Origin of the sequence: Streptomyces sp. NPDC007205 (genome assembly GCF_040634095.1) — a bacterium.
Lineage (GTDB): Bacteria > Actinomycetota > Actinomycetes > Streptomycetales > Streptomycetaceae > Streptomyces.
The window spans coordinates 79,228-105,927 of sequence record NZ_JBEYEW010000026.1 but is presented as its reverse complement, the minus strand read 5'-3'; the positions used below and the strand labels follow the sequence as shown (position 1 = coordinate 105,927).

The window sequence follows — 26,700 nt, the reverse complement described above, 5'->3', positions numbered from 1 at the left end:
TCCAACCCGGCCGTCCTCGCCTTCCTGCGCGAGTACGAGGACGATCTCGTGCTGTGCGTCCACAACTTCTCCCGCTTCGCGCAGCCCACCGAGCTGGATCTGAGCCGGTTCGGCGGGCGGCACCCGGTCGAGCTGTTCGGCGGGGTCCGCTTCCCGGCGATCGGCGAGCTGCCGTACCTGCTCACCCTCGCGGGGCACGGCTTCTACTGGTTCCGGCTGCGCGGGAACGCGGCGTAGAACCCTGGTGGTGGGGCGGTTTCTCCCGCCCCACCCGGGGCACGCACAAGTGACACCCCCTCGTGCACCGGGGAAAGGACGTGACGCCCATGGCGGAAACGGTCACCTCTTCCGGCACCACCACCCCGCTCCTCGCCTCTTTGGACCCTTTGCTGCGCGAGTGGCTGCCGAGGCAGCGCTGGTTCGCCGGCAAGGGCCGCCCGGTCACCGGGTTCACCCTCGTGGCCGCCACCGAACTGCTGCCGCCCGACGGGCGGCTGGGCCTCTACCACCTGCTCCTGCGCGTCCACCAGCCGTCCGCCCTGGGCGCCGAGCCCCATCCGGGCGACTGCTACCAGCTCCTCATAGGCGTGCGCGAGGCGCTGCCCCCGCGGCTGGCGTCCGCGCTGATCGGACACGTGGAAGACGGGCCGCTCGCCGGACGCACGGTATACGAGGCCCTGTACGACCCCCGGCCCGCCGAAGTGCTGCTGGAGGCCCTGCGCACCCGGGCCCGCATCGGCGGGCTGCGTTTCGAGCGGGACCCGCGTCAGGAGATCCGCACCGGTCTGGTGGCCCGGCTGATGACCGCCGAGCAGTCCAACTCGTCGGTGGTCTATGGCGATACGTTCATCCTGAAGCTGCTGCGCCGCGTGGTGCCCGGCGTCAACCCCGACCTGGAGATACCCCTGGCGCTGGCCCGCGAGGGCTGCCCCCGGGTGCCCGCACCGACCGCCTGGCTGCATGCGGAGGTGGACGCGGAGTCGTACGTCCTGGCGGTGCTCCAGCCCTTCGTCAGCGGGGCCAGCGACGGCTGGGAGCTGGCGCTGCGCGAGCTGGCCAAGGGGGAGGACTTCGCCGCCGAGGCGCGGGCGCTGGGCCGCGCCACCGCCGAGGTGCACACCACGCTCGCCCGCGCCCTGCCGACGGTCACCCTCGGCCACGCCCAGCTGCAGTCGCTGGTCGAGGGGATGACCGAGCGGCTGGAGGCGGCCGTCCAGGCGGTGCCGGCACTGCGGCCGTACGAGAGCGGGCTGCGCTCGGCCTACCGGGCGCTGGCCGGCCTCGCCGACGAGCGCCGCACCTGGACGGCCCAGCGGATCCACGGCGATCTGCACCTCGGCCAGTGTCTGCGCTCGGCTTCCGGGGACTGGTCGCTGATCGACTTCGAGGGCGAGCCGGCCCGGCCGGCGGCCGAACGGCGCATGCCGCAGCCGCCGGTGCGGGACATCGCGGGGATGCTGCGCTCCTTCGACTACGCGGCCCACTCGGTGAGCCCGCCCGCGCCGGACTGGGCGCGTGTCTGCCGGGCCGCCTACTGCTCCGGGTACGCGGAGGTGGCCGGCCGCGACCCGCGCACCGATCCGGTGCTGCTGGGGGCCTTCGAGACCGACAAGGCGGTCTACGAGGTCGTCTACGAGGCCCGGCACCGCCCCGACTGGCTCCCCGTACCACTCTCGGCGATCCGTCGCCTCGCCGCGTCCGCCCAGGAGGCTCGTCCGTGACGACCAAGAAGCCGGCCACCCCGAAGCACACCCCCCGTGCCGCCGTCCCCCCCGCGGACCGCGAGCGGCTGCTGCACGGCACCCATCACGACCCGCACTCCGTCCTGGGCGCCCATCCGGTGCAGGGAGGCGTCGCCGTCCGGGTCTTCCGGCCGTACGCGCTGTCCGTCACGGTCGTCGCCGACGACCTGCGCGCCGAACTGCACGACGACGGCGACGGGTTCTTCTCGGGGGCGCTGCCGCTCGGGGACGTACCGGACTACCGGCTGCTGGTGGCGTACGAGGGGAACGTCCTGGACACCGAGGACCCCTACCGCTTCCTGCCCACGCTCGGCGAGCTGGACCTGCACCTGATCGGCGAGGGCCGGCACGAGCAGCTGTGGCGGGCGCTCGGCGCGCATGTCACCACCCGTCAGGGGGTGTCCGGGACCCGGTTCGCGGTGTGGGCGCCGGACGCGCGGGGGGTGCGGATCGCGGGGAGCTTCAACTTCTGGGACGGCACCGGGTTCCCGATGCGCTCGCTGGGCTCCTCCGGGGTGTGGGAGCTGTTCGTGCCGGGGATCGGCGAGGGCGAGGTGTACAAGTTCGAGATCACCCGCCCGGACGGCTCACGCACCCTGCGCGCCGATCCGCTGGCCCGCCGTACCGAGGCTCCGCCCGCCACCGCGTCGATCGTGCACGTCTCGCACCATGAGTGGGCCGACGCGGAGTGGATGGCGCACCGCGCCGACACCCCCGTGCACGAGGCGCCCTTCTCCGTCTACGAGGTGCACCTGCCCTCCTGGCGGCCCGGTCTGACCTACCGGCAGCTGGCCGAGCAACTGCCCGCCTATGTGCAGGAGATGGGCTTCACGCACGTGGAGCTGATGCCCGTCGCCGAGCATCCCTTCGGCGGGTCCTGGGGCTACCAGGTCACCGGCTTCTACGCCCCGACGGCCCGGCTCGGCACCCCGGACGACTTCAGGTACCTGGTGGACCGGCTGCACCAGGCCGGTATCGGGGTGCTGATGGACTGGGTCCCGGCGCACTTCCCGCGCGACGACTGGGCGCTGGCCGAGTTCGACGGGCGCCCGCTGTACGAGCACCACGACCCGCGGCGGGCCGCGCATCCCGACTGGGGCACCCTGGAGTTCGACTTCGGCCGCCGCGAGGTGCGCAACTTCCTCGTCGCCAACGCCGTGTACTGGTGCGAGGAGTTCCACATCGACGGCCTGCGCGTGGACGCCGTCGCCTCGATGCTCTACCTGGACTACTCGCGCGAGCCGGGCCAGTGGACCCCCAACGAGCACGGCGGCCGGGAGAACCTGGACGCGGTGGCGTTCCTGCAGGAGATGAACGCCACCGTGTACCGGCGCTGCCCCGGTGTGGTGACCATCGCCGAGGAGTCCACGGCCTGGGACGGCGTCACCCGCCCCACCCACCACAAGGGCCCGAGCGGCTTCGGCGGGCTCGGATTCGGCCTGAAGTGGAACATGGGCTGGATGCACGACTCGCTGCAGTACATCCAGAAGGAGCCGGTGCACCGCAAGTACCACCACCACGAGATGACCTTCTCGATGGTGTACGCGTACAGCGAGAACTACGTCCTGCCGATCTCCCACGACGAGGTCGTGCACGGCAAGCGCTCCCTGGTGTCGAAGATGCCCGGCGACTGGTGGCAGCAGCGCGCCAACCACCGCGCCTACCTGGGCTTCATGTGGGCCCATCCGGGCAAGCAGCTGTTGTTCATGGGGCAGGAGTTCGCCCAGGGCGCCGAGTGGTCCGAGGCGCACGGCCCCGACTGGTGGCTGCTCGACCCGGCCCACGGCGCCGCGGCCGACCACCGGGGCGCGAAGGATCTCGTCCGGGACCTGAACGCCGTGTACCGGGCGACCCCGGCGCTGTGGCAGCGGGACACCGACCCGGCGGGCTTCCAGTGGATCACCGGGGACGCGGCGGACGACAACGTCTTCGCGTTCCTGCGCCTCGACGCCGACGGCAGTCCGCTGCTCGCGGTCTCCCACCTGGCCCCGGTGGTCCGGCACGACTACCGGCTCGGGGTTCCGGAGGACGTACCGGCCTGGCACGAGGCCCTCAACACGGATGCCGCACGGTACGGCGGCAGCGACGTCACCAACCCCGATGTGATCAAGCCGGAACCCCGGCCCTGGCACGGCCGCCCGGCCGGCATCCGCCTGACCCTGCCCCCACTGGCCACGGTGTGGCTGCGGCCGGCCTGAGGATTCCTGAGGAGTCCTGAGGAGTCCTGAGGAGTCCTGAGGAGTGTCCTCCGCAGGGGGCCAGGGCTCGGTCGGGCCCCCTGCGGACGTGCCCTGACGCGCTTACGCAGCGGCTTCGGCCAACGCCCGGGGCAGGTCGCCGGTGTACAGCACCCCGAGCCGCTGTGTCGCCCGGGTCAGGGCGACGTACAGGTCACTCGTGCCGTAGGTCGCCGGTTCCACCACCAGGACCGAGTCGAACTCCAGGCCCTTGGCCTGGCGCGGGTCGAGGAGGACGACCGTCTGCGTCAGGTCGGGCTCGGCGCCCGCCGTGACGCCGTCCAGCCGGGCGGCCAGCGGGCGGTGCAGCCCGCGCGGGGCGATGACCGCGAGGCGGCCCTCGGCCGGGGTGAGTTCGGCGACGGCCTTGGCCACCGCGCCGGGCAGGTCGTCGGAGGCCTGCCGGACCCACGGTCGTACGCCCGTGGAGCGGACGGAACTCGGCGGCTCGAAGTCCGGGTTCTCGGCGCGGACCACGGCCGCGGCCAGCTCCATGATCTCGGCCGGGGTGCGGTAGTTGACGCCGAGGCGGGTGTGCTCCCAGCGGTCCTCGACATACGGCGCGAGGATGTCCGCCCAGGAGCCGACGCCGGCCGCCTCGGCGGTCTGCGCGGGGTCGCCCACCAGGGTCATCGAGCGGGTCGGGCTGCGCCGCATCAGCAGCCGCCAGGCCATCGGGGACAGCTCCTGTGCCTCGTCCACGATGATGTGCCCGAACGCCCAGGTCCGGTCGGCCGCGGCCCGCTCGGCGGCGCTGCGGTGGTCGGCCTCCTCGTGCCGCTCGGCGAAGCGTTCGGCGTCGATGATGTCGTGGGCCGACAGGACTTCCGACGCGTCCGGGTCGCCGTCCTCCTTGTCCTCGAACTCGTAGGTCCGGGAGGCGTACGAGACGTCCAGCACGCCCTGGGCGTAGGCGATCTGGGTCTCGCGCTCGCGCTCGGCGCGCGCCCGCGCCCACCGGTCGTCCTCGCCGAGGAGTTCGGCCGCCTCGTCGAGGAGGGGGACGTCGGCGACGGTCCAGGCGCGGGTCACCGGGCGGCGGATGGCTGCCGCGTCCTCCTCGCTCACATACCCCTCCGGCTCCGCGAGGAAGTCGGCGACCAGCCGCTGCGGGGTGAGCCTCGGCCACAACTGGTCGACGGCGGACCAGACTTCGGGATTCTCGGCGAGCTCGTCGCGGATCTGGGTGATGTCGGAGGCGTCGAGCAGGCTGCTGCCGTCGTACGGGTCGGTGCCGACGCGTTCGGCGTACAGCTCGGTGAGGGTGTTGAGGATGTGCCCCTCGAAGTACTCACGGGCCGCGTTGTGCGGCAGCCCCGCGGCCCGGGTGCGCTCGCGGGCGACGCGCACCAGGCCGTCGTCCAGCATGAGCACCTCACGGTCGTGCTCGATCGCGATGACCGGGTCCGGCAGGGCCTGCCGGTCGCGTACGACGGCGGCGAGGACGTCCGCCATGTCGGCGCGGCCCTTCACGGCCGCTGCCCCGGGGGTGTCGCCGGCGGTCGCCTTCACCCCGGGGAACAGCTCGCCGACCGTGGCCAGCAGCACGCCGGTCTCACCGAGGGAGGGCAGCACCTCGCCGATGTAGCCGAGGAAGGCCGGGTTGGGGCCGACGATCAGCACGGCGCGGCGGGCCAGCAGTTCCCGGTGCTCGTACAGCAGATACGCGGCCCGGTGCAGGGCCACGGCCGTCTTGCCGGTGCCGGGGCCGCCCTCGACCACCAGCACGCCGCGGTGGGGTGCCCGGATGATCTCGTCCTGCTCGGCCTGGATGGTCTGCACGATGTCGCTCATACGGCCGGTGCGTGCGCCGTTGAGCGCGGCCAGCAGCACGGCGTCGCCGTTGTGGTCCTCGTACCCGGTGCGGGTGGCGTCGCCGAGGTCGAGGATCTCGTCGTGCAGGGAGGTCACGGTCCGGCCCTGGGTGGCGATGTGCCGGCGGCGGCGCAGGCCCATCGGGGTGTGACCGGTGGCCAGGTAGAAGGGACGGGCGACGTCGGCCCGCCAGTCGATGAGCACCGGGGTGCGCTCGGTGTCGTCCTCGCGCAGCCCGATCCGGCCGATGTGGTGGACGGCGCCGTCGGCCAGGTCGATCCGGCCGAAGCAGAGCGAGCCGTCGACGGCGTTCAGCGCGGCGAGCAGCCCCGAGCGCTCGGCGACCAGGATGTCCCGCTCCAGCCGGGCCTGCATGGGCTTGTCGCCCTGGGCGAGCGCGTCCGTGACCGACGTCTCGGCCTCGCCGCGCAGGGCGTCCACGCGTGCGTACAGTCCGTCGATGAATTCCTGCTCGTGCCGCAATTCATCGTCTGGAAATTCGGTGTTTGACAATTCCGCTCCCGCCCGGATATACTGTGCTCACTGAACTTCTCCGCGCCTTCACCGAATGGAAGTCGCGAACCACCCAATATACGCAGAGAAATCCCCCGAGCACAATTGCTCGGGGGATTTTTTTGCAAGCGGGCCGGGATTTACAGCACGTCGGCCAGCTCCTCCAGCAGCCGCCGCTTGGGGCGCGCCCCCACCATCGACCGCACCGGCTCACCGTCCCGGAAGACCATCAGGGTCGGCATGGACAGCACGCCGTAGGCGAGGGTGGTCTGCGGATTGCGGTCCACGTCGAGCTGTACGACCTTCAGCCGGTCGCCCTTCTCGAAGGCGATGTCCTTCAGCACCGGCGCGAGCTGCCGGCAGGGCCCGCACCAGTCGGCCGTGAACTGCACCAGCACCGGCAGCTCCGCATCCTTCACCTCCGCGTCGAAATCCGCGTCCGTCACCTCGGCCAGTCCGCTCACCAGACTCATCGCGAAAACCCTCCCAGCTCGCACACGGGTTCCGGGCCCCCCGGAACCAGCGCCTCGGCGGCCAGCGCGTCCCGGGCCCGCTCGGCCCGCCGCAGCTGCCCGGCGACCGTCTCCCGCACCGCCGACAGCTGACCGATGAGCCCGTCCAGCTCCGCCAGCTTGCGCCGGTAGACCGCGAGCGAGGCCGGGCAGGAGTCGCCCTCCGGGTGCCCGGAACGCAGGCACTCCACGAAGGGCCGCGTCTCCTCCAGTTCGAACCCGAAGTCCTGCAGCGTCCGGATCTGCTGCAGCAGCCTCAGGTCGGCCTCGTCGTACGTGCGGTGTCCGTTGCCGTCGCGCCGGGCCGGCAGCAGCCCGCGTGCCTCGTAGTAGCGCAGGGTGCGGGTGGTGGTCCCGGCCCGTGCGGCCAGCTCGCCGATTCGCATGCCCCCGACCGTAGGTGTTGACGTCGGCGTCAAGGCAAGCGGTGCTTTCCCTTCCGGCTCAGGCCGGGGGCAGCAGCGGCTTGCGGCGCACCGGTGAGGACAGCACGATCGACGTCGTCGACCGGCCCAGCGCCGAGGTCTGCTCCAGGATCTCCTCCAGGTGGACGGTGTCCGTGACGGCGACCTTGAGGATCCAGCAGTCCTGGCCGACCACGTGGTGCACCTCGGTGATCTCCGGGCGGTCGATCAGCTCCAGGGTCCTCGGGTGCTTGAGGTTGTAGCCGCCGTGCGGGTTCACCCGGATGAAGGCCTGGACGCCGTAGCCGAGGCGGGCGGGCGCGACCTGGGCGCCGTACCCCTCGACCACGCCGGCCGCCTCCAGCCGGCGCACCCGCTCGGCCACGGCCGCCGGACTCAGACTGACCCGCCGGCCCAGCTCGCTCAGCCTGATCCGCCCGTCGGTCTGCAGCAGCTGGAGGATCTGCCGGTCCACGGCGTCGAAGGCCACCTGTGTTTCGTCGGCGACGGCCCGCAGATGCCGTGGTTCTTTCGGCGTGGTGGCCCGATCTCCCATGTCTCCCCCTTCAGAGCCGCCTGCTCGGTCCGGAGAATTATGGCCATGACAAAGGCACGAGAGGTACTGGTCATCGGGGGCAGCCGCTATTTCGGCAAGCGGCTGATCGCCCGGCTGCTGGCGGCGGGTGACCGGGTCACGGTCCTGAACCGGGGATCTTCGGCCCCGCCGCCGGAAGCGGTCCACCTGGTGGCCGACCGCGACGACGAGAGGGCGCTGACCGAGGCGATCGGCAGCCGTACCTTCGACGTCGTCATCGACCAGGTCTGTTACACCCCGCGCCAGGCGGAGATCGCCCGCCGGGTCTTCACGGGCCGCACCGGACGCTACGTCATGACGTCGACGGTGGAGGTGTACGAGCACGAGGACTCGGCGGTGCCGGTGCCGGAGAGCGCGGTCGATCCGAGTACGGTCGCCGTGGACCTGGAACTCGCCTGGGGCGAGGCGGAATTCGCCGCGGCGCACTACGGCGAGGGCAAGCGGCAGGCCGAGGCGGTGTTCACGGGCTCCGGCCTCCCGTTCGCGTCCGTCCGCGTCGCCCATGTGCTGGGCGGGGACGACGACTTCACCGGCCGGCTGGAGCACTATGCCCAGCGCATCCGCACCGGCACGCCCATCGCCGTACCGCCGGTGCCGCACCCGGCGACGTACATCCACGTCGAGGAGATCGCCGACTTCCTGTTCTGGGCGGCGGGGGCGGACTTCACGGGCCCGGTGAACGCCGCCTCCCACGGCCTGCTCGCCCTGGACGAGCTGTGCACCGCGGTGGCGGCCCACCTCCCCGAGGGCGGGGTACGGTTCGAGGTGACCGAGTCCGCCGGGCTCTCCCCCTTCGCTTTCCGCCGCCGTTACCCCATGGACAACTCCCGGGCCGCCGGGCTGGGTTTCACCTTCGGTGACGTACGGCAGTGGCTGTCGAAGGCCGTGGCCGAGACCCTGGATGAGGAGAACTGAGATGCGGTACCGCGCGATTGGCGACCTGAAGGTGAGCGCGGTGGGACTCGGTGCCATGCCGCTGTCGATCGAGGGCCGGCCGGAGGAGGCCCGCGCCCTCGCCACCGTCCACGCGGCGCTGGACGCGGGCGTGACCCTGCTGGACACGGCCGACTCCTACCACCTGCCGGGCCAGGAGCCCGGCCACAACGAGCTCCTCCTCGCCCGCGCCCTCGCGACCTACGGCGGCGACACCGACGGCGTCCTGCTGGCCACGAAGGGCGGCCGGGGCCGCCCGGCCGACGGCACCTGGACGACGACGGGCACGCCCCGGCATCTCAGGACGGCCGCGGAGGCCTCCCTGAAGCGGCTCGGCGTCGAGGCGATCGGCCTCTACCAGCTCCACAGGCCCGATCCCGCCGTCCCGTTCGAGGAGTCGGTCGGCGCCCTGCGCGACCTGCTCGACGAGGGCAAGATCCGGCTGGCCGGGCTGTCGAACGTGACCACCGACCAGATCGTCCGGGCCCGCACGATCCTCGGCGAGCGCCTGGTGTCCGTCCAGAACCGCTACTCCCCCGAGGTCCGCGACAGCGATCCGGAACTGCGGCTCTGCGCGGAGCTGGGCCTGGCGTTCCTGCCGTGGAGTCCGCTCGGCGGGATCTCGCGCAGCTCGCTGGACGGGTCGTCGGGCCTGGCGGCGGCCCCGCGGTTCGCCGCGTTCCACGAGGTGGCCCGGGAGCGCGGGGTCAGCCCCCAGCAGGTGTGCCTGGCCTGGCTGTCGTCCCTCTCCCCGACCGTGATCCCGATCCCGGGCGCGAGCCGGCCCGAGACGGTCCAGGACTCGGCGGCGGCTTCGGATCTCACCCTGACGGAGGCGGAGCTGACGCGGCTCGCCGAGGCCGCGCGGGCTTCGTAGCTGGAACGCCGCTCAGCGGCAGAGGGCGTCGAGTCAACGGCAGAGGGCGTCGAGGTCGTCGGCGAAGGAGGGGAACTGCGCCCGGCCGCCGCCACGATCTCCGGGGCCGGGCGGCACGGGGTGCCGGCGTGCCGGGCGGCGATGTCCGCGAGGACGGCGTTCGGGCGGGCGGTCCAGTCCCGGTCGGGCCAGAGGGCCTCCCTGGGGCCGTAGCCGTCGGCCAGCACCCACAGAAAGTCGGAGAGGTTGCCGGCGACCACACCGGTCTCTCCCTCCGCGCCCAGGAAGACCACCGGCTGCTCCGTCAGGGGCTGCCCCGGCCGTGCGCACCACACGGCGGCGCGGCCACCGGTGCCGTGCTTGCCGAACACGCGGTAGGCACTGGCGTCGGCGTCCGGGGTACCGGTCCACAGCCGCAGCCAGTCGGCGGTGTCCTCGGCCGGGACGAGGACGTCGTACGCCTCGAAGTCGGCACCGTCGCCATGGTCGTAGTCGAACCCCACGGCGGCCACCTCCGCCAGGGCGGGCGGCAGACGGTGGCCGTCCTCGTCCCCGGCGGACATCAGACCGTCACCCCCGCCGACTCCTCCACCTCCATCAGGGACGCGCTGTGCCGTTCCTCCTCGAAGGCCCTGCGGCCGCCCCGGAGCCCGAACAGGCGCTTGGCCACGGCGATGTAGAGGACCGCGAGGATGTTGAGGACCAGCGTGGCGATCTTCAGGTAGCTGACCTTCTCGGTGAGCTCGTAGATCTCCAGCGGCAGGAAGGCGGCGGTGGCGACCACCGTCAGGTACTCGGCCCAGCGCTTGGCGTACCAGAGGCCGACGGCCTCGATCAGCTCGATCAGCGCGTAGACGAGCAGCAGGGCCGCCACCAGCAGCAGCGTGGAGTGCTTGTAGCCGAACACCTTCTGGATGGAGCCGACGACCGGTGAGTGGTCGAGGTCGTAGTGGAAGTGCCGGAAGACCGGACGGAAGACGTCGAGGTACTCGTTGAAGAGGCTGCGGACCGCGTCCTGGCTGTTGCTGAACTTCCAGACCGCGACCGCGACCAGCACGATGAACACGCCGCGCACGGCCCGTTCGATCGCCAGGAAGCGCAGGATGAACAGGTCCCGCAGCACCTTGCCGCGCGGCACCAGCGGGGCGTCCGCGGCGGGACCCGAGCCGTGCGGCTCCCCCAGTACGAAGTCACCGCAGCGCAGACAGCGCCACACCTCGCCGAGCGCTGTGTCGGCGTGCAGCCGCAGGCGCAGGCGGGGGTCGTCGGGCGCGTAGGTGACATGCCCCTTCCGCGCGCAGGTCCGCCGGTCCCAGTCCATCTTCATCCCCCGTGCCTCCATACACACTGACATACAGGTACTGACATACAGGTACGGACGCCACGCACGAACGTGCCGTTCCGATTGATCAGGAACGGCACGTTAGTGGATGGGGGCGAGGAGCTGTCAGCCGACCGCGCTGTCCGCGAGTTCCTTCTCCTCGGTCTTCACGTCCGGCGCGGCGGCTTCACGGCGTGGGAGCAGGAAGCCCACGAGGATCGTGCCGAGGCCGAGGATCACCGCGCCGACCAGGCTGGTGTGGGCGACGGCGGAGGAGAAGGAGGAGCCGACCGCGTCGGCCATCTGGCGGGCACCGGAGGCGAGTTCGGCGGCCTGCTGCTTGAGCTGTGCGGCCTGCTGGGGGTTCGAGGTCCTCGCCGCCTGCGCGGCCAGCGCGTGCGCCTTGTCGCTGATGCCCTGCGCGACGGCGTATCCGGCGCCGACCGAGTCCCGCGCGGTGTCCAGGGCGCTCGCCGGGAGCTTGCTGCCGGCGGTGGCGTCGGAGAGGTGGTTGCCGTACGACGTGGCGAGCAGCGAGCCGAGGATGGCGATGCCGAGCGAGCCGCCCAGCTCCAGCGAGGTGTCGTTGACCGCGCCGCCGACGCCCAGCTCGGACTCGGGGAAGGCGCCCATGATCGCGTCGGTGCAGGGCGAGAGGGCGAGGCCGATGGCCAGACCGAGGATGATCAGGGGGGCCAGGAAGTCGGTGTACGTCGAGCCCGCGTCCACCCGGGTCAGCAGGGCGAGCGCGCTCGTGCCGCCGACCATGCCCGCCGTGACGGTCCACTTCATCCCCACGCGCGGGGTCAGCAGGCCGGTCAGGGCCGAGCCGACGAAGACCGCGCCGGCCAGCGGGAGCATCCGTACGCCGGTCTGCAGGGCGTCGTAGCCGAGGACGAACTGCAGGTGCTGGGTGAGGTAGTAGAAGGCGCCGAAGACGGCGAGGAAGAACAGGGCGACGGCGAGGTTGGAGCCGGCGAAACGGCGGTGTGCGAAGCGGCGGACGTCCAGGATCGGGCGGGGGTGGCGCAGCTCCCAGACGACGAAGGCGACCAGGCCGGCGCCCGCGACCACGGCCGCCGTGACCGCCTTGGCACCCCAGCCGAAGTGCGGGCCCTCGATGATCATGTAGACGAGGGAGCCGGTCCAGATGACCGACAGCAGGCCGCCGATGTAGTCGATGCGGTCGTGGTGGCCCGCCTTGGACGGCGGGATGAGCACGAGGGCGGCGACGATCGCGACGGCCGCGATCGGCACGTTGATCAGGAAGGTCGAGGACCAGCCGTGGTCGCGCAGGAGGGCGCCGGCGACGACCGGTCCGGCGGCGATGGCGAGGCCGGCGGTGGCGGTCCACAGGACGATCGCCTTGGCGCGTTCGGCGCGCGGGAAGGTCGCGGCCAGCAGGGAGAGCGTGGCGGGCATGATCAGCGCCGCGCCGACGCCCATCACGGCGCGGGCCGCGATGACGGATGCGGAACTGTCGGCGAGGTAGCCGAAGATCGCGCCGCCGCCGAAGACGACCAGGCCGAGGACGAGCGCTCCGCGCCGGCTGTACTTGTCGCCGATCGCGCCGAGCAGCAGCATCAGCGCGGCGTAGGGGACGGTGTAGCCGTCGATCACCCACTGCAGGTCGGCGCTGGTCAGCCCGAGGTCCTTCGTCATGTCGGGCGCGGCCACCGTGAGGGCGGTGTTCGCCATCACGATGATCAGCAGGCTCAGGCAGAGCACGAGCAGTGCCCACCAGCGCCGGGCGTACGGGCGCTCCATCTTCTCGACCGGTTCGGTCATGACGAGTCGCATGGCAGGGGTCGCCTTCCTCGGATACGCGACGGGGACAGGTGTCCAGGTTTTGCACAGTGGCGTGCAATTGCACAACCATGTGCAATGTACGTCGTTGCACAATGCTGTGCAAGTTGGCCGAGTGCATGCAGAATGACTGGCATGACCACGGGTAACCCCAGCCGCGCCGACGCCAACCGGCGCCGCATCCTCGACGTCGCCCTCGCCGAGCTGCTGCGCGATCCGGACGCCTCCATGGACCAGATCGCGCGCGCGGCGGGTGTCGTACGACGGACCGTGTACGGCCACTTCCCCAGCCGTGAGGCACTGATCAGCACCCTCGTCGACGAGGCCGTGCAGACACTGACGGACGCGGACGCGACGGTGCGCGAGGGGGTGGAGGACCCGGCGGAGGCGGTGGCCCGGTCGCTCCTCGCGATCTGGGCGGCCGCGGACCGCTACCGCCTGCTGATCGCGCTCGCCCAGCGCACGGTCACCGTCCAGGGCATCCGTGACCGCCTCGCCCCGCTGCGCGCCAACAAGGTCCGGCTGCTCCAACGGGGCTTGGACGAGGGCGTGTTCAGTTCCCCGCTGCCGGCGCCGGCGCTGGCCTATGTGCAGGAGCAGATGGTGTTCGCGGTGATGGAGGCGGTGAACGACGGCCTGGTGACAGCGGAAGAGGCGGGCCGCTCGGCCACGGTCACGGTTCTGACCGCGGCGGGCGTGCCCGCCTCAGCGGCCACCGCGCTGGTGGCCAAGGTGAGTGCGTAAGCGTAAGAGTGGATGCGCGGAGATGCGTGCGTAGACGGAAGGACGCCGGGCGGCCGAGGTACGGGGGAGACACGGCCGCCCGGCGTCGGATACCGGACACCCGGCCCGGGTTCAGGCCGGGCCGGACGTCCGGAGTGAAAGCCCCCGAAAGGGCCGGCTAGGCCTTGGCCAGCTCCTTCTTCCCGTCCTCCCGCGGCTCAGGAGCCTCGCTCACCGAAACCTGGTTCTCGTCCAGCAGCGTCGTCTCGTCGAACGGCAGCTCACCCGAGAGCACCCGGCGCACCCGGACCTTGTCGATCTCCTTGGTCCATGTGCCGATCAGCACCGTGGCGACCGCGTTGCCCGCGAAGTTCGTCAGCGCCCGCGCCTCGCTCATGAACCGGTCGATACCGACGATCAGACCGACCCCGTCGACCAGCGCCGGCTTGTGCGACTGCAGACCGCCGGCCAGGGTGGCGAGCCCCGCACCGCTGACGCCCGCCGCACCCTTGGACGCCAGCAGCAGGAACAGCAGCAGCGGGATCTGCTCGCCCACCGACATCGGCGTACCCAGCGCGTCCGCGATGTACAGCGACGCCATGGTCATGTAGATCATCGTGCCGTCGAGGTTGAAGGAGTACCCGGTCGGCACGGTGATGCCGACGACCGGCTTGCTGACGCCCAGGTGCTCCATCTTCGCGATCAGCCGCGGCAGCGCGGACTCGGAGGACGAGGTGGACAGGATCAGCAGGAACTCCCGCGCCAGGTAGGCGCACAGCGAGAAGATGTTCAGCCCCGCGACGATCCGCAGAACCGCGCCGAGCACCACGAAGACGAACAGCACGCAGGTGACGTAGAAGCCGAGCATCAGCACGGCGAGGCTCTTCAGCGCGTCGAGACCGGCCGAGCCGACCACCGCCGCGATGGCGCCGAAGGCACCGATCGGCGCGGCCCACATGACCATCGACAGGATGCGGAAGACGAGCCGCTGGATGTGCTCGACACCGCGCAGGACCGGCTGCCCGACCGGCCCCAGGGACTGCAGCGCGAACCCGGCGAGCAGGGCGACCAGCAGGGTCTGCAGGACCTGTTCCTGGGTGAAGGCGGACACGAAGGTCGTCGGAATGATCGACAGGACGAACTGGACCGGCGGCAGCGCCTGCTTGGACACCTGGTCGTGTCCGGACGCCTTGACGGCCTCGGTGAGGTGGAGCCCGTCACCCGGGTGCAGCACGTTGCCGACGACGAGCCCGATGGCGAGCGCGACCAGCGACATCACCAGGAAGTACCCGAGCGCGATACCGCCGACGGTGCCGACCTTCGCGGCCTTCCGTACGGACCCGATCCCGAGCACGATCGTGCAGAAGATGATCGGCGAGATCATCATCTTGATCAGGTTCACAAAGCCGGCACCCAGGGGCTTCAGCTGGACCGCCGCATCGGGCCAGATGAGTCCCACGGCGATGCCGAGCGCGACCGCCACGATGACGGCGATGTACAGGTAATGGGTCCGGTCCCGCTTCACACGGGGCGCGGCAGGTGCCGTGTCGGGGGTTGTGGCGGCCACGACTGCCCTCCTTGACGTCTTCGTCGGCGAACTACCGGCGTGCGGCTCACGTCCGGGCGTTGTTCAGGGAATGCCGTGACTATCTCCCGCCCTGTGAGGGCGGTCACCCTTCCGTTCATTTAGTTCACGACGGACCGGACAGACACACCGCACGGACCGGAGAGGCACACTGCTGACATGCGCTTTCCCCGTCTCCCCCGGCCCCGCAGCCTGGCGGGCCAGCTGTTCGCCATGCAGGCCGTGCTGATAGCGCTGGTCGTGGCCGGGTACGCGCTGTTCACCTATGTCAGCGACCAGCGGCAGGCCGAGGACGCGGCGGTCCGCCAGGTCACCGCGGTGGCCCGCTCGATCGCGGACGCCCCCTCGGTGCGCTCGGCGATCCACACCTCCCGCCCCACGGCGGCGCTGGAGCCGTACGCGCTCATGGTCATGCGGGACGCGGACGTCGACTTCGTCACGATCATGAACCCGGACGGGATCCGCTGGACCCACCCCGACCGGAAGCAGATCGGCAAACGCTTCCTCGGCCGTATCGGCCCCGCCGTGCACGGCCACACCTTCACCGAAACCTACACCGGCACCCTCGGCCCCTCCGTCCGCGCGGTCACCCCGATCGAGGAGAACGGCCACGTCATCGGCCTGGTCAGCGCCGGAATCAAGGTCGAGGCGATCAGCGCCCGGGTCCAGGGCCAGGTCACGGCCCTGCTCGGGGTCGCCGGCGCGACCCTGCTGCTCGGCGCGGTCGGCACCTATGTGATCAACGCCCGCCTGCGCCGCCACACCCACGGCATGAACGCCACCGAGCTCAGCCGGATGCACGACTACCACCAGGCGGCGCTGCACGCGGTCCGCGAGGGCCTGCTGATGCTGGACGGGCAGTACAGGGTGGCACTGATCAACGACGGCGGGCGGGAGCTGCTCGGTGTCGGCCCCGAGGAGGAGGTGATCGGCCGCTCGGTCGCCGGGCTGGGCCTGCCGGCCCCGCTGACCGGCGCGCTGCTGTCCTCGCAGCCCCGGGTGGACGAGGTGCACCTGACGGCGGCCCGGGTGCTCGTGGTGAACACCTCCCCGGTGTCGGGCGGAGAGCAGCAGGGAACGGTCGTGACGTTGCGTGATGTGACCGAACTCCAGTCGCTGATGGGCGAGTTGGACTCCGAGCGGGGTTTCACCCAGGCGCTGCGCTCGCAGGCGCACGAGGCCGCCAACCGCCTGCACACCGTGGTGTCGCTGATCGAGCTGGGCCGGGCCGAGGAGGCGGTGGAGTTCGCGACGGCGGAACTGGAGCTGGCCCAGGCGCTGACCGACCAGGTGGTGGCGGCGGTGGGCGAACCGGTGCTCGCCGCCCTGCTGCTCGGCAAGACGGCCCAGGCCAACGAGCGGGGCGTGGAGCTGGTGGTGTCCCCCGACAGCCGCCTGGACGACGGCCTGCTCCCGGCCGGCCTGTCCGCCCGCGACCTCGTGACCATCCTCGGCAACCTCATCGACAACGCGGTGGACGCGGCGCAGGGCAGCGTCCGGGCGCGGGTGACGGTGACGGCGTTCGCCTCGGACACCGAGGTGGTCCTCAAGGTGTCCGACACGGGCCCCGGTGTCGACCCGGCCCATGCCGACCTGGTATTCCAGCGGGGGTTCTCGACGAAGCCGGCCGGGCCCGGCGGACGGGGCCTCGGGCTGGCCCTGGTCCGGCAGGCGGTGACCCGCCACGAGGGCACGTTGACGGTGGCGGAGTCCGACCAGGAGGGCGAGGGCGGAGCGGTGTTCGAGGTGCGGTTGCCGCTGCGCACCCCCGCGGGTGGCAGCAGATGACGAACGAGCAGCAGCCCATCCGCGTCCTGGTCGTCGAGGACGACCCGGTGGCCGCCGACGCGCACGTCATGTACGTCGGCCGGGTGCCGGGATTCGTCGCGGTCGGCAAGGCGCACACGGGCGCGGAGGCGCGGCGTTTCCTGGACCGGACGCCCGTGGACCTGCTGCTGCTGGACCTGCATCTGCCGGATGTGCACGGATTGCAGATGGCCCGCTCCCTGCGCGCGGCAGGCCATCACGCGGACGTGATAGCGGTGACGTCGGCGCGGGACCTGGCGGTGGTGCGGGAGGGCGTCTCGCTGGGTGTCGTCCAGTACGTCCTGAAGCCCTTCACCTTCGCCACGCTGAGGGACCGGCTCGTCCGGTACGCCGAGTTCCGTGCGGCGGTGGGCGAGGCGAGCGGCCAGGACGAGGTGGACCGCGCCCTGGCGGCTCTGCGGGCACCGTCGCCCGCCGCACTGCCGAAGGGCTTGAGCGGGCCGACGCTGGAACGGGTGACGGGGGCACTGCGGGAGGCGCCGCAGGGCCTGACCGCGACGGGGCTGGCCGAGGCGGTCGGCATCTCCCGGATCACCGCGCGACGGTACCTGGAGCACCTGGTGGAGGCGGGCAGGGCCGCCCGGAGTCCGCTGTACGGACAGGTGGGGAGGCCGGAGCTGGTGTATCGGTGGGTGGCGCAGGGGCGGTGAGCTCCAATATCCCTGTTTTCCCGGCCTTCGGGCACCCTTTTCGGGCAAGGGGGGCCGATGGTGCTGTGAGCTGAAATGAATTGATCACGGCCATGGGACCCGACTAAGATCATCTGTCATGAACAAGTCACTGTGCAGGCGAGTCGGGCTCATTGCGTTCACCGCCCTCGCTGCGACAACACTTTCCATGGCGCCGGCCTCGGCCAACACGGACATCACCATTCGTGACCGCGACGGCTTGGGGAGCATGACGTTCCACGATGATGGTGATGTCTTCACCGTGTGCAACCTTCAGGGGCGCGGCGGATACATCGTCGGCAAGGTCTGGTACAAGCCCGCCATCGGTGGCAGCTGGGGCGTCATCGCCTCGAAATCCGACAGCATCGGTGGTGGGTGCGCCAAGATAACGAGTGTCGACGTGGAAGACGTCGGCAACTACCAGATGAGGATGTACTGGGACGGCGCCGGGTACGACAAGGAGATCGCCCGCAGCAGGACCTTCAACGAGTAGTGAACCTGCCGTTCGCGCTCTGAAGGACGGCGCGTTTCCAAACGATGCCCTGCTGAACCCCGCCAGGCCTCTCCGCGCCCGGCGGGGTTCGGCATAAGAGCCCCAAGTCTTCTGGAGATCGGCGAACTCCAAACCTGCGCAAGCGCATTGACCTGACTAGACCACTCCTCTTACCTTCGCACGGCAACCACCTGGCCACTCAGCAGTGCGCCCTCAGGAGGTCATGCCCGTGCGCCCCACCGCCGCCCTCTCCGCCCTCCTCACCGCCGCTCTCGCCGCCACGGCGCTCACCGCCTGCGGCAGCGGCTCCGGAAGCAGCCCGAACACGGTCAAGGTGTCCTACAAGCAGTCCACCGACAACTCCGTCAAGGTGATGGACACCTATCTCGCCGGGATCAAGAAGGACTTCGAGAGGAAGTACCCGGGGAAGAAGGTCGAGTTCGTGCCGATCAAGGCCCCGGACTCCGAGTACTACACCAAGCTGCAGCAGATGCTGCGGTCACCGAGGACCGCGCCCGACCTGATCTACGAGGACACCTTCCTCATCAACTCCGACATCACGAGCGGCTATCTCAAGCCCCTCGACCCGTACCTCGCCACGTGGCCGGACTGGGGCCAGTTCATCGGCACCGCGAAGGCAGCCGCGCAAGGGCAGGACGGGAAGACGTACGGCGTTCCGGACGGGACGGACACCCGTGGGCTGTGGTTCGACAAGCGCGTGTTCAAGAAGGCCGGGCTGCCGCTGAACTGGCAGCCGAAGAACTGGGACGACGTCCTCGCCGCCGCCCGGACCATCAAGCAGAAGGTCCCCGGCGTCACCCCGCTCAACGTCTACACGGGCAAGCCGGCGGGTGAGCGCTCCACCATGCAGGGATTCGAAATGCTCCTGTACGGCACCGGCGACGGCACCTCCGATCCGCTCTACGACAGCACGGCGAAGAAGTGGATCACGCCGGGTCAGGGGTTCAAGGACGCGCTGACGTTCGTCGAGACCGTGTACAAGGAGAAGCTCGGCCCCGACGTCTCCGACGCCCTCGACCCCAACTTCGCCACCACCGTCAACGGCGAGCTGCTCCCCCAGGGCAAGCTCGGCATCGACCTCGACGGCTCCTGGCTGCCGCAGGCCTGGCTGCCGGGCAGCGGGCACGAGTGGCCCGACTGGTCCCAGCAGTTGGGGCTCGCGTACATGCCCACCCAGCACGGGCAGGCGCCCGGCAAGGTGAGCATGTCCGGCGGGTGGACCTGGGCCGTCCCGGCCAGGGCCGGCAACCCGGACCTCGCCTTCGACTTCATCAGGACCCTGCAGACCGAGGCGAACGCCAGGAAGTGGTACATCGCCAACTCGGGGATCTCGGTGCGCAAGGACGTCGCCGCCGACCCCGCGTACGCCACCGCCCAGCCCGGCATCAAGTTCTTCACCGACCTGGTGTCCAGCACGCACTACCGGCCCGCGTACCCGGCGTACCCGAAGGTGTCGACGGCCATTCAGGAGGCCATGGAGAGCGTGACGACCGGTGACCAGTCGGCGGAGAAGGCGGCGAGCGGGTACGACGACACGCTCAAGGACGTGACCGGCGGCCAAGTGGTCGAGAAGTGAAACCTCCGCGCCGGATCACCCGGGCCCTCCCCCTCACCCCCGCCGTCGTCCTGATCCTGCTCTTCCTCGCCGGTCCGATCGCCTACTGCGTCTACATCGCCTTTACCAACCTGCAGCTGACCGGTCAGGCGCACGCGTCGTTCGTCGGGTTCGCCAACTTCCGGCGTGCCTTTCACGACGACGCGTTCCTGAACGCCGTCTGGCTGACCCTGGTGTTCACGGTGCTGTCCTCGCTCCTCGGACAGAACACCCTGGGTCTCGCCCTGGCGGCGCTGATGAAGCGGGCCTCGAAGCCGGTGCGCACGCTCACCGCCGGGGTCGTCGTCACGGCGTGGGTGCTGCCGGAGGTCGTCGCCGGGTTTCTGCTGTACGCCTTCTTCCGGCGGGAGGGGACGCTCAACGCCCTCCTGGACTGGCTTCATCTGCCGCGCCAGAACTGGCTGTTCACGCTCCCCATCCTCGCCGTGTCCTTCGCCAACGTCTGGCGCGGTACGGCGTTCTCGATGCTCGTCTACTCCGCCGCGCTGGACGGGATACCCGCCGAGATCACGGAGGCCGCCGAGGTGGACGGGGCCGGCGGATGGCGGCGGATGTGGCACATCACCCTGCCGATGATCCGCCGGTCCATCGGCACCAACCTCATGCTCAACACCCTGCAGACGCTCTCCGTCTTCGGGCTGATCTGGGTGATGACCCGGGGCGGCCCCGGGAACAAGAGCCAGACGCTGCCACTGTTCATGTACGAGCAGGCCTTCCAGAACAGCATGATCGGATACGGCACCGCGGTCGCCCTGCTTCTGCTGCTCGTCGGCTCGCTGTTCTCGGTCGCCTATCTGCGGCTCCTGCGGACGGAGGTGTGACACACATGGCCCGAAGGCGCACCTCCCGGCGGCTCACCGCCGACGTCTGTCTGCTGGTCGTGGCCGTCGCCTTCGCACTGCCCCTCGCCTGGGTGGTGCTGTCCTCCGTGGATCCGCACGCCGACCTCAGGGTGAAAACCCCGGACGGGTTCACCCTCGGCAACTTCGACGCCATCCTGACCCCGGACATCACCTACACCCCGCTGCTCAACAGCCTGGTCCTGTGCGGGGGCGCCACCGCGCTGACCGTCGTCTGCGCCGCCTTCGCCGCCTATCCGCTCTCCCGGTTCCGCTCCCGTCTCAACCGGCCGTTCCTGCTGACGATCCTGTTCGCGACGAGCCTGCCGATCACCGCGATCATGGTGCCGGTGTACGCGCTGTTCGTGCGGGTGAACCTGGTCGACACCCTGCAGGGCACGGTCCTCTTCTTCGCCGCCTCCCAGCTCCCGTTCGCCATCTGGCTGATGAAGAACTTCATGGACGGGGTGCCGAGGGAGCTGGAGGAGGCGGCCTGGACGGACGGGGCGAACGCGCTGCAGTCCCTGGTCCGGATCGTGCTGCCGCTGATGGGGCCGGGGCTCTGCGTCGTCACGGTGTTCTCGTTCGTGATGATGTGGGGGAACTTCTTCGTCCCGTTCATGCTGCTGCTCACCCCGGACCAGATGCCGGCCTCGGTCAGCATCAACGACTTCTTCGGCAACCGGGGCATGGTGGCGTACGGGCAGCTCGCCGCGTTCTCCGTCATCTATTCGACCCCGGTGATCCTGCTGTACGTGCTGGTGGCGCGGCGGCTGGGGGGCGGCTTCGCGCTGGGCGGGGCGGTCAAGGGGTGAGCCGGAAGGGTGTCCCCTCCGTTACATCACATCCGTCCGGTTACATACCGAACGGACGGAACTGTACGTTCCCACAACCGGTGATCCTGTCGGAACGGACCGTAGCCATGGTGACAGCGGACCCCTAGCTTGTGCGGGGTGCGCCAACCCTCAGCTCCCCCGTTCAACGCCCCGGCGGCCCGCCGGCTGCGCGCCGCGCTCGGCATGGGCCCCGAGCACGTCGCGTACGGCATGCGGGCCTCGTACGGGCTGCCGTACGTCACACCCGATCTCGTGATCGCCTGGGAACGCGGCATCACCTCCCCGGACCACGCCGAACTCACCGCGCTCGCGGGTGTGCTGTGGTGTTCCCCGGGCGAACTGCTGGGCCGGCCGCAGAGCCTGCGCGAGCACCGCATCGCCCGCGCCGTCGCACCCGAGGACGTCGCCCACGCCGTCGGTATGGACCTGCGCGGCTATCTGCGCATGGAGGACAGCGGGCAGTGGCGGGGCAACGAGCGGCAGTCGGCCGCCCTGGCCGAGGTGCTGGGTCTGGCCCTGCCCGACTTCGTCGCCGTCACCGGCCGCGAGGCCAAGCTCGCCGACCTGCTGCACAGCGCGGTCACCACCCGCTGGCAGGCCTATGTGCGACCGGTGATGAAGCTGGCCCCCGTGGGCAAGGGGGTCGTGGAGGACGTGCTGCAGGAGCTGTACGACGACTATCAGGGGCACATGGCCGCCACCCTCAGCTGGGGTGGCGGCAGCAGGGGCGCCAGTGACTCCGGAAAGGAGTTCGTCGAGCAGATCGTCGCGAACTTCTGGGCGGCCGTCGAGGACAGGACCGCCTAGAAGACCGACTCGGCCTCGTCCATCCGGTCCTTCGGCACCGTCTTCAGCTCGGTGACCGCCTCGGCCAGCGGCACCATCACGATGTCGGTGCCGCGCAGCGCGGTCATCCGGCCGAACTCGCCGCGGTGGGCGGCCTCGACGGCGTGCCAGCCGAAGCGGGTGGCGAGGACGCGGTCGTAGGCGGTGGGCACGCCGCCGCGCTGGACGTGACCGAGGATGACCGGCTTGGCCTCCTTGCCGAGGCGCCGCTCCAGCTCGTACGCCAGCGCGGTGCCGATGCCCTGGAAGCGCTCGTGGCCGTACTGGTCGATGTCGCCCTTGCCGTAGGCCATGGTGCCGTCGAGGGGGTGGGCGCCCTCGGCGACGCAGATGACGGCGAACTTCTTGCCGCGGGAGAAGCGCTCCTCGACCATCTTGACCAGGTCGGCGGGGTCGAAGGGGCGCTCGGGCAGGCAGATGCCGTGGGCACCGGCGGCCATGCCGGACTCCAGGGCGATCCAGCCGGCGTGCCGGCCCATGACCTCGACGACCATCACCCGCTGGTGGGACTCGGCCGTGGTCTTCAGGCGGTCCATGGCCTCCGTGGCCACGCCCACGGCGGTGTCGAAGCCGAAGGTGCGGTCGGTGGAGGAGATGTCGTTGTCGATGGTCTTGGGGACGCCGACGACCGGCAGTCCCGCGTCGGAGAGCATGCGGGCCGCGGTCAGCGTGCCCTCGCCGCCGATCGGGATCAGCGCGTCGATACCGAACTCCTCGACCATGTCGGCGGCGCCGTCACAGGCCTCGCGCAGCCGGTCGCGTTGCAGCCGGGAGGAGCCGAGGATGGTGCCGCCGCGGGCCAGGATGCCGCTGACCCCGTCCAGGTCGAGGCTGCGGTAGTGCCGGTCGAGCAGACCCCGGTAGCCGTCCTCGAAGCCGATGACCTCGTCGCCGTACTGCGCCACCGCCCGGTGCACGACCGACCGGATCACGGCGTTCAGGCCGGGGCAGTCGCCGCCTGCGGTGAGAACTCCGATGCGCATCGTGCTGTGTCTCCTGCTCGCTGTCGGTGCCGGTGAGCCACTGTCGATTGTTCCACGTCCACCGGGGCGGTGAGCCACTTGACGGGCGCCTTATCCGGGGCCAGGGGTATTGTCAAGAGGGTTCTGCTCACCTTGGTGGGCGATTTTTATGCCGACGACGATGAGGAACGGAGTGGACACGTGACGCGCAGCGTGTACGTGACCGGGATCGACCGCGGTGACGGCCGCCAGGTCGTGGAGCTGGGGGTCATGGAACTCCTGACCCGGCAGGTCGACCGGGTGGGCGTCTTCCGTCCGCTCGTGCACGACGGCCCGGACCGGCTGTTCGAGCTGCTGCGGGCGCGGTACCGCCTCTCGCAGGACCCGGCGACCGTCTACGGCATGGACTACCACGAGGCGTCCGCGCTCCAGGCCGAGCAGGGCACCGACGAGCTGGTCTCGGCGCTGGTCGACCGCTTCCACCTGGTGGCCCGCGACTACGACGTGGTCCTCGTCCTCGGCACCGACTTCGCCGACACCCAGCTGCCGGACGAGCTGTCCCTGAACGCCCGCCTGGCCAACGAGTTCGGCGCCTCCGTGATCCCGGTCGTCGGCGGCCGCAAGCAGCCGGCCGAGTCGGTGCTGGCCGAGACGCGCAACGCCTACCGGGCGTACGACGGCCTCGGCTGCGACGTGCTGGCCATGGTCACCAACCGGGTGGCCCGCGAGGACCGCGACGAGATCGCCGAGCGGCTCGCCACCCGGCTGCCGGTCCCCTGCTACGTCGTCCCCGACGAGCCGGCGCTCTCCGCGCCGACCGTCTCGCAGATCGCCCACGCCCTCGACGCGAAGGTGCTGCTCGGCGACGACTCCGGGCTCGCCAGGGACGCGCTGGACTTCGTCTTCGGCGGCGCCATGCTGCCCAACCTCCTCGGTGCCCTGACGCCGGGCTGTCTGGTCGTCACCCCGGGCGACCGCGCCGATCTGGTCGTCGGCTCGCTTGCCGCGCACAGCGCCGGCACCCCGCCGATAGCCGGCGTGCTGCTCACCCTGAACGAGGTGCCGCGCGAGGAGATCCTCACCCTCGCCGCCCGCCTGGCACCGGGCACCCCGGTGCTGTCCGTGAGAGGCAACAGCTTCCCGACCGCCGAGCAGCTGTCCTCGCTGGAGGGCAAGCTGAACGCGGCCACCCCGCGCAAGGCGGAGCGGGCGCTCGGCCTGTTCGAGCGGTACGCCGACACCGCCGACCTGGCCCGCCGGGTCTCGGCGCCGAGCAACGACCGGGTCACCCCGATGATGTTCGAGCACAAGCTGCTGGAGCAGGCCCGCTCCGACAAGCGGCGGGTCGTGCTTCCCGAGGGCACCGAGGAGCGGGTGCTGCACGCGGCCGAGGTGCTGCTGCGCCGGGGCGTGTGCGACCTGACCCTGCTCGGCTCCGTCGACCAGATCCGCAAGAAGGCCGCCGACCTAGGCATCGACCTCGGCGACACCCAGCTGATCGACCCGGCCACCTCCGAGCTGCGCGACACCTTCGCCGAGCGGTACGCGGCGCTGCGCGCCCACAAGGGCGTCACGGTCGAGCTGGCCTACGACGTCGTATCCGACGTCAACTACTTCGGCACACTGATGGTGCAGGAGGGCCTGGCCGACGGCATGGTGTCCGGCTCGGTGCACTCCACGGCGGCCACCATCCGGCCCGCCTTCGAGATCATCAAGACCAGGCCGGACTCCTCGATCGTCTCGTCCGTCTTCTTCATGTGCCTGGCCGACAAGGTGCTGGTCTACGGCGACTGCGCGGTCAACCCGGACCCGAACGCCGAGCAGCTCGCGGACATCGCCGTCCAGTCGGCCGGTACGGCCGCGCGGTTCGGCGTGGAGCCCAGGATCGCGATGCTGTCGTACTCCACGGGTACCTCCGGCTCGGGCGCCGACGTCGACAAGGTGCGCGAGGCCACCGAGCTGGCCCGCTCCCGGCGGCCGGACCTGAAGATCGAGGGGCCGATCCAGTACGACGCGGCCGTGGAGCCGTCCGTCGCCGCGACCAAGCTGCCCGGGTCCGATGTCGCCGGGCAGGCAACGGTTCTGATCTTCCCGGACCTCAACACGGGCAACAACACCTACAAGGCCGTGCAGCGTTCGGCCGGCGCGATCGCCGTCGGACCGGTCCTGCAGGGTCTGCGCAAGCCGGTCAACGACCTGTCCCGGGGCGCGCTCGTCCAGGACATCGTCAACACCGTCGCCATCACGGCGATCCAGGCCCAGACGCCCGCCAACTGAAGCACAGAGAGCATTCCAACACCGTGACCGAGACTCGCGCGGCGAACCGCGTCCTCGTCCTCAACTCCGGCTCCTCGTCGGTGAAGTACCAGCTGCTCGACATGCGCGACCGGAGCCGTCTCGCCGTCGGACTGGTGGAGCGCATCGGCGAGCAGACCTCCCGGATCAAGCACTCCTGCCTCACCTCCGGCGACACCCGTGAGCACACCGGGCCGATCGCCGACCACGACGCCGCGCTCAAGGCCGTCTCCGAGGAGCTGAGCCGGGACGGCCTGGGCCTCGACTCGCCGGAACTGGCCGCGATCGGGCACCGGGTGGTGCACGGCGGCATGTTCTTCACCGAGCCGACCGTCATCGACGACGAGGTGCTCGCCGAGATCGAGCGGCTGATCCCGGTAGCCCCGCTGCACAACCCGGCCAACCTCACCGGCATCCGCACCGCCCAGGCGCTGCGCCCCGACCTGCCCCAGATCGCCGTCTTCGACACCGCGTTCCACACGACGATGCCGGAGTCGGCGGCGCGCTACGCGATCGACCCGAAGATCGCCGACCGCCACCGCATCCGCCGCTACGGCTTCCACGGCACCTCGCACGCGTATGTCGCGCGGGAGACGGCGCGGCTGCTGGGCAGGGACCCGTCCGAGGTCAACGTGATCGTGCTGCACCTGGGCAACGGCGCCTCCGCGTCCGCGGTCCGAAACGGCCGGTGCGTGGACACCTCCATGGGTCTGACGCCTTTGGAGGGGCTTGTGATGGGTACGCGATCTGGTGATCTGGATCCGGCCGTCATCTTCCATTTGGCCCGGGTTGGCGGAATGTCCATGGATGAGATCGACACTCTTCTCAACAAGAGGAGCGGTCTGTTCGGCCTGTGCGGGGACAACGACATGCGGGAGATCCGCCGCCGGATCGACGAGGGCGACGAAGAGGCCGCTCTCGCGTTCGACATTTACATTCACCGGCTCAAGAAGTACATCGGCGCCTATTACGCCGTGCTCGGGAAGGTGGACGCGGTCGCGTTCACGGCCGGGGTCGGCGAGAACGCGGCGCCGGTGCGGGAGGCGGCGATCACGGGTCTGGAGGGCCTTGGCCTCGCGGTCGACCCGGAGCTGAACGCGGTACGAGCGGACGCGGTCAGGCTGATCTCACCGAAGGACGCGCGTGTCGCCGTCGCCGTGGTGCCGACGGATGAAGAACTGGAGATCGCGACGCAGACCTACGCACTGGTCGGAAAGAACAACTGAATAGCAGCA

Annotated in this window: 23 protein-coding genes and 1 pseudogene; 15 read left to right on the top strand and 9 right to left on the bottom strand. The window is 70.6% G+C overall.

Going from position 1 to position 26,700, the window contains the following annotated elements; translation table 11 throughout:
• From ABZ624_RS31645 to glgB, 3 genes are all read left to right on the top strand, one after another.
• Nucleotides 1–237, top strand: a 237-nt coding sequence (locus tag ABZ624_RS31645; protein WP_360096604.1) for an alpha-glucosidase C-terminal domain-containing protein, incomplete at its 5' end; no start/stop codon positions are given.
• Nucleotides 238–326: 89 nt separating this feature from the next.
• Nucleotides 327–1,721, top strand: coding sequence for a maltokinase (locus ABZ624_RS31640; protein WP_360096601.1), 1,395 nt, complete (start codon nt 327–329; stop codon nt 1,719–1,721).
• Nucleotides 1,718–3,940: a 1,4-alpha-glucan branching enzyme gene (gene glgB / locus ABZ624_RS31635; protein ID WP_360096598.1), complete on the top strand. Its 2,223-nt coding sequence runs from the start codon at nt 1,718–1,720 to the stop codon at nt 3,938–3,940. Before ABZ624_RS31640 ends, glgB begins: the two co-directional genes overlap by 4 nt.
• 102 nt (nt 3,941–4,042) lie before the next feature.
• Here glgB and ABZ624_RS31630 read toward each other — a convergent pair whose 3' ends face one another.
• The 4 genes from ABZ624_RS31630 to ABZ624_RS31615 all read right to left on the bottom strand — a co-directional run bounded on the left by ABZ624_RS31630 (nt 4,043) and on the right by ABZ624_RS31615 (nt 7,779).
• Nucleotides 4,043–6,277: a UvrD-helicase domain-containing protein gene (locus tag ABZ624_RS31630; RefSeq protein WP_360096595.1), complete on the bottom strand. Its 2,235-nt coding sequence runs from the start codon at nt 6,275–6,277 to the stop codon at nt 4,043–4,045.
• 170 nt (nt 6,278–6,447) lie between these two features.
• Nucleotides 6,448–6,780 (bottom strand): thioredoxin, encoded by a 333-nt coding sequence (gene trxA / locus ABZ624_RS31625; protein WP_360096592.1) that lies wholly within the window; start codon nt 6,778–6,780, stop codon nt 6,448–6,450.
• Nucleotides 6,777–7,205 (bottom strand): MerR family transcriptional regulator, encoded by a 429-nt coding sequence (locus tag ABZ624_RS31620; protein WP_360096589.1) that lies wholly within the window; start codon nt 7,203–7,205, stop codon nt 6,777–6,779. The genes trxA and ABZ624_RS31620 overlap by 4 nt, the downstream gene beginning before the upstream one ends.
• A gap of 58 nt (nt 7,206–7,263) precedes the next feature.
• Nucleotides 7,264–7,779, bottom strand: a complete 516-nt coding sequence (locus ABZ624_RS31615) for an Lrp/AsnC family transcriptional regulator (RefSeq protein WP_360096586.1) — start codon at nt 7,777–7,779, stop codon at nt 7,264–7,266.
• A gap of 45 nt (nt 7,780–7,824) precedes the next feature.
• Between ABZ624_RS31615 and ABZ624_RS31610 the strand changes: the two genes are divergently transcribed.
• Nucleotides 7,825–8,733: an NAD-dependent epimerase/dehydratase family protein gene (locus tag ABZ624_RS31610; RefSeq protein WP_360096583.1), complete on the top strand. Its 909-nt coding sequence runs from the start codon at nt 7,825–7,827 to the stop codon at nt 8,731–8,733.
• Nucleotide 8,734: 1 nt separating this feature from the next.
• Entirely contained in the window at nt 8,735–9,628 is an 894-nt protein-coding gene (locus ABZ624_RS31605) for an aldo/keto reductase (protein ID WP_360096580.1), read from the top strand.
• A 33-nt stretch (nt 9,629–9,661) separates the two neighbouring features.
• Here the strand turns inward: ABZ624_RS31605 and ABZ624_RS31600 are convergent.
• From ABZ624_RS31600 to ABZ624_RS31590, 3 genes and pseudogenes are all read right to left on the bottom strand, one after another.
• Nucleotides 9,662–10,191, bottom strand: a pseudogene (locus ABZ624_RS31600) (SMI1/KNR4 family protein).
• Nucleotides 10,191–10,955: a DUF2127 domain-containing protein gene (locus tag ABZ624_RS31595; RefSeq protein ID WP_360096577.1), complete on the bottom strand. Its 765-nt coding sequence runs from the start codon at nt 10,953–10,955 to the stop codon at nt 10,191–10,193. The pseudogene ABZ624_RS31600 and the gene ABZ624_RS31595 overlap by 1 nt, the downstream one beginning before the upstream one ends.
• Nucleotides 10,956–11,075: 120 nt before the next feature.
• Nucleotides 11,076–12,749, bottom strand: a complete 1,674-nt coding sequence (locus ABZ624_RS31590) for an MFS transporter (protein WP_360096574.1) — start codon at nt 12,747–12,749, stop codon at nt 11,076–11,078.
• 132 nt (nt 12,750–12,881) lie between these two features.
• Between ABZ624_RS31590 and ABZ624_RS31585 the strand changes: the two genes are divergently transcribed.
• Complete coding sequence (locus ABZ624_RS31585; protein ID WP_360096571.1) at nt 12,882–13,499, top strand: TetR/AcrR family transcriptional regulator; 618 nt, start codon at nt 12,882–12,884, stop codon at nt 13,497–13,499.
• Nucleotides 13,500–13,656: 157 nt separating this feature from the next.
• Here ABZ624_RS31585 and ABZ624_RS31580 read toward each other — a convergent pair whose 3' ends face one another.
• On the bottom strand, nt 13,657–15,045 hold the full coding sequence (locus ABZ624_RS31580) for a cation:dicarboxylase symporter family transporter (RefSeq protein WP_360096568.1): 1,389 nt from the start codon (nt 15,043–15,045) through the stop codon (nt 13,657–13,659).
• Between the two features lie 177 nt (nt 15,046–15,222).
• Here ABZ624_RS31580 and ABZ624_RS31575 point away from each other — a divergent pair, with 177 nt between their 5' ends.
• The 7 genes from ABZ624_RS31575 (at nt 15,223) to ABZ624_RS31545 (ending at nt 22,169) form a co-directional block, all read left to right on the top strand.
• On the top strand, nt 15,223–16,851 hold the full coding sequence (locus ABZ624_RS31575; protein ID WP_360096565.1) for a sensor histidine kinase: 1,629 nt from the start codon (nt 15,223–15,225) through the stop codon (nt 16,849–16,851).
• Nucleotides 16,848–17,540, top strand: a complete 693-nt coding sequence (locus tag ABZ624_RS31570) for a response regulator (protein WP_360096562.1) — start codon at nt 16,848–16,850, stop codon at nt 17,538–17,540. Before ABZ624_RS31575 ends, ABZ624_RS31570 begins: the two co-directional genes overlap by 4 nt.
• Nucleotides 17,541–17,658: 118 nt before the next feature.
• Nucleotides 17,659–18,051, top strand: a complete 393-nt coding sequence (locus ABZ624_RS31565) for a hypothetical protein (RefSeq protein WP_360096559.1) — start codon at nt 17,659–17,661, stop codon at nt 18,049–18,051.
• A 223-nt stretch (nt 18,052–18,274) separates the two neighbouring features.
• On the top strand, nt 18,275–19,648 hold the full coding sequence (locus ABZ624_RS31560; RefSeq protein WP_360096556.1) for an extracellular solute-binding protein: 1,374 nt from the start codon (nt 18,275–18,277) through the stop codon (nt 19,646–19,648).
• Nucleotides 19,645–20,508 carry a sugar ABC transporter permease gene (locus ABZ624_RS31555; protein ID WP_360096553.1) on the top strand — a complete coding sequence of 288 codons (864 nt, stop codon included), beginning with the start codon at nt 19,645–19,647 and terminating at the stop codon, nt 20,506–20,508. The genes ABZ624_RS31560 and ABZ624_RS31555 overlap by 4 nt, the downstream gene beginning before the upstream one ends.
• A 5-nt stretch (nt 20,509–20,513) precedes the next feature.
• A complete protein-coding gene (locus ABZ624_RS31550; RefSeq protein WP_360096550.1) occupies nt 20,514–21,341 on the top strand; it encodes a carbohydrate ABC transporter permease in 828 nt (275 codons plus the stop codon).
• Between the two features lie 138 nt (nt 21,342–21,479).
• Nucleotides 21,480–22,169: a helix-turn-helix transcriptional regulator gene (locus ABZ624_RS31545; RefSeq protein WP_360096547.1), complete on the top strand. Its 690-nt coding sequence runs from the start codon at nt 21,480–21,482 to the stop codon at nt 22,167–22,169.
• On the opposite strand, the gene ABZ624_RS31540 is transcribed toward ABZ624_RS31545, so the two are convergent.
• Nucleotides 22,166–23,191, bottom strand: coding sequence for an ATP-dependent 6-phosphofructokinase (locus ABZ624_RS31540; RefSeq protein WP_360096544.1), 1,026 nt, complete (start codon nt 23,189–23,191; stop codon nt 22,166–22,168). The two genes, ABZ624_RS31545 and ABZ624_RS31540, sit on opposite strands and share 4 nt — an antisense overlap.
• 180 nt (nt 23,192–23,371) lie before the next feature.
• Here ABZ624_RS31540 and pta point away from each other — a divergent pair, with 180 nt between their 5' ends.
• Nucleotides 23,372–25,447, top strand: a complete 2,076-nt coding sequence (gene pta / locus ABZ624_RS31535; RefSeq protein WP_360096541.1) for a phosphate acetyltransferase — start codon at nt 23,372–23,374, stop codon at nt 25,445–25,447.
• 23 nt (nt 25,448–25,470) lie between these two features.
• A complete protein-coding gene (locus tag ABZ624_RS31530; protein ID WP_360096538.1) occupies nt 25,471–26,691 on the top strand; it encodes an acetate kinase in 1,221 nt (406 codons plus the stop codon).
• The last annotated feature ends 9 nt before the right edge of the window (nt 26,692–26,700 follow it).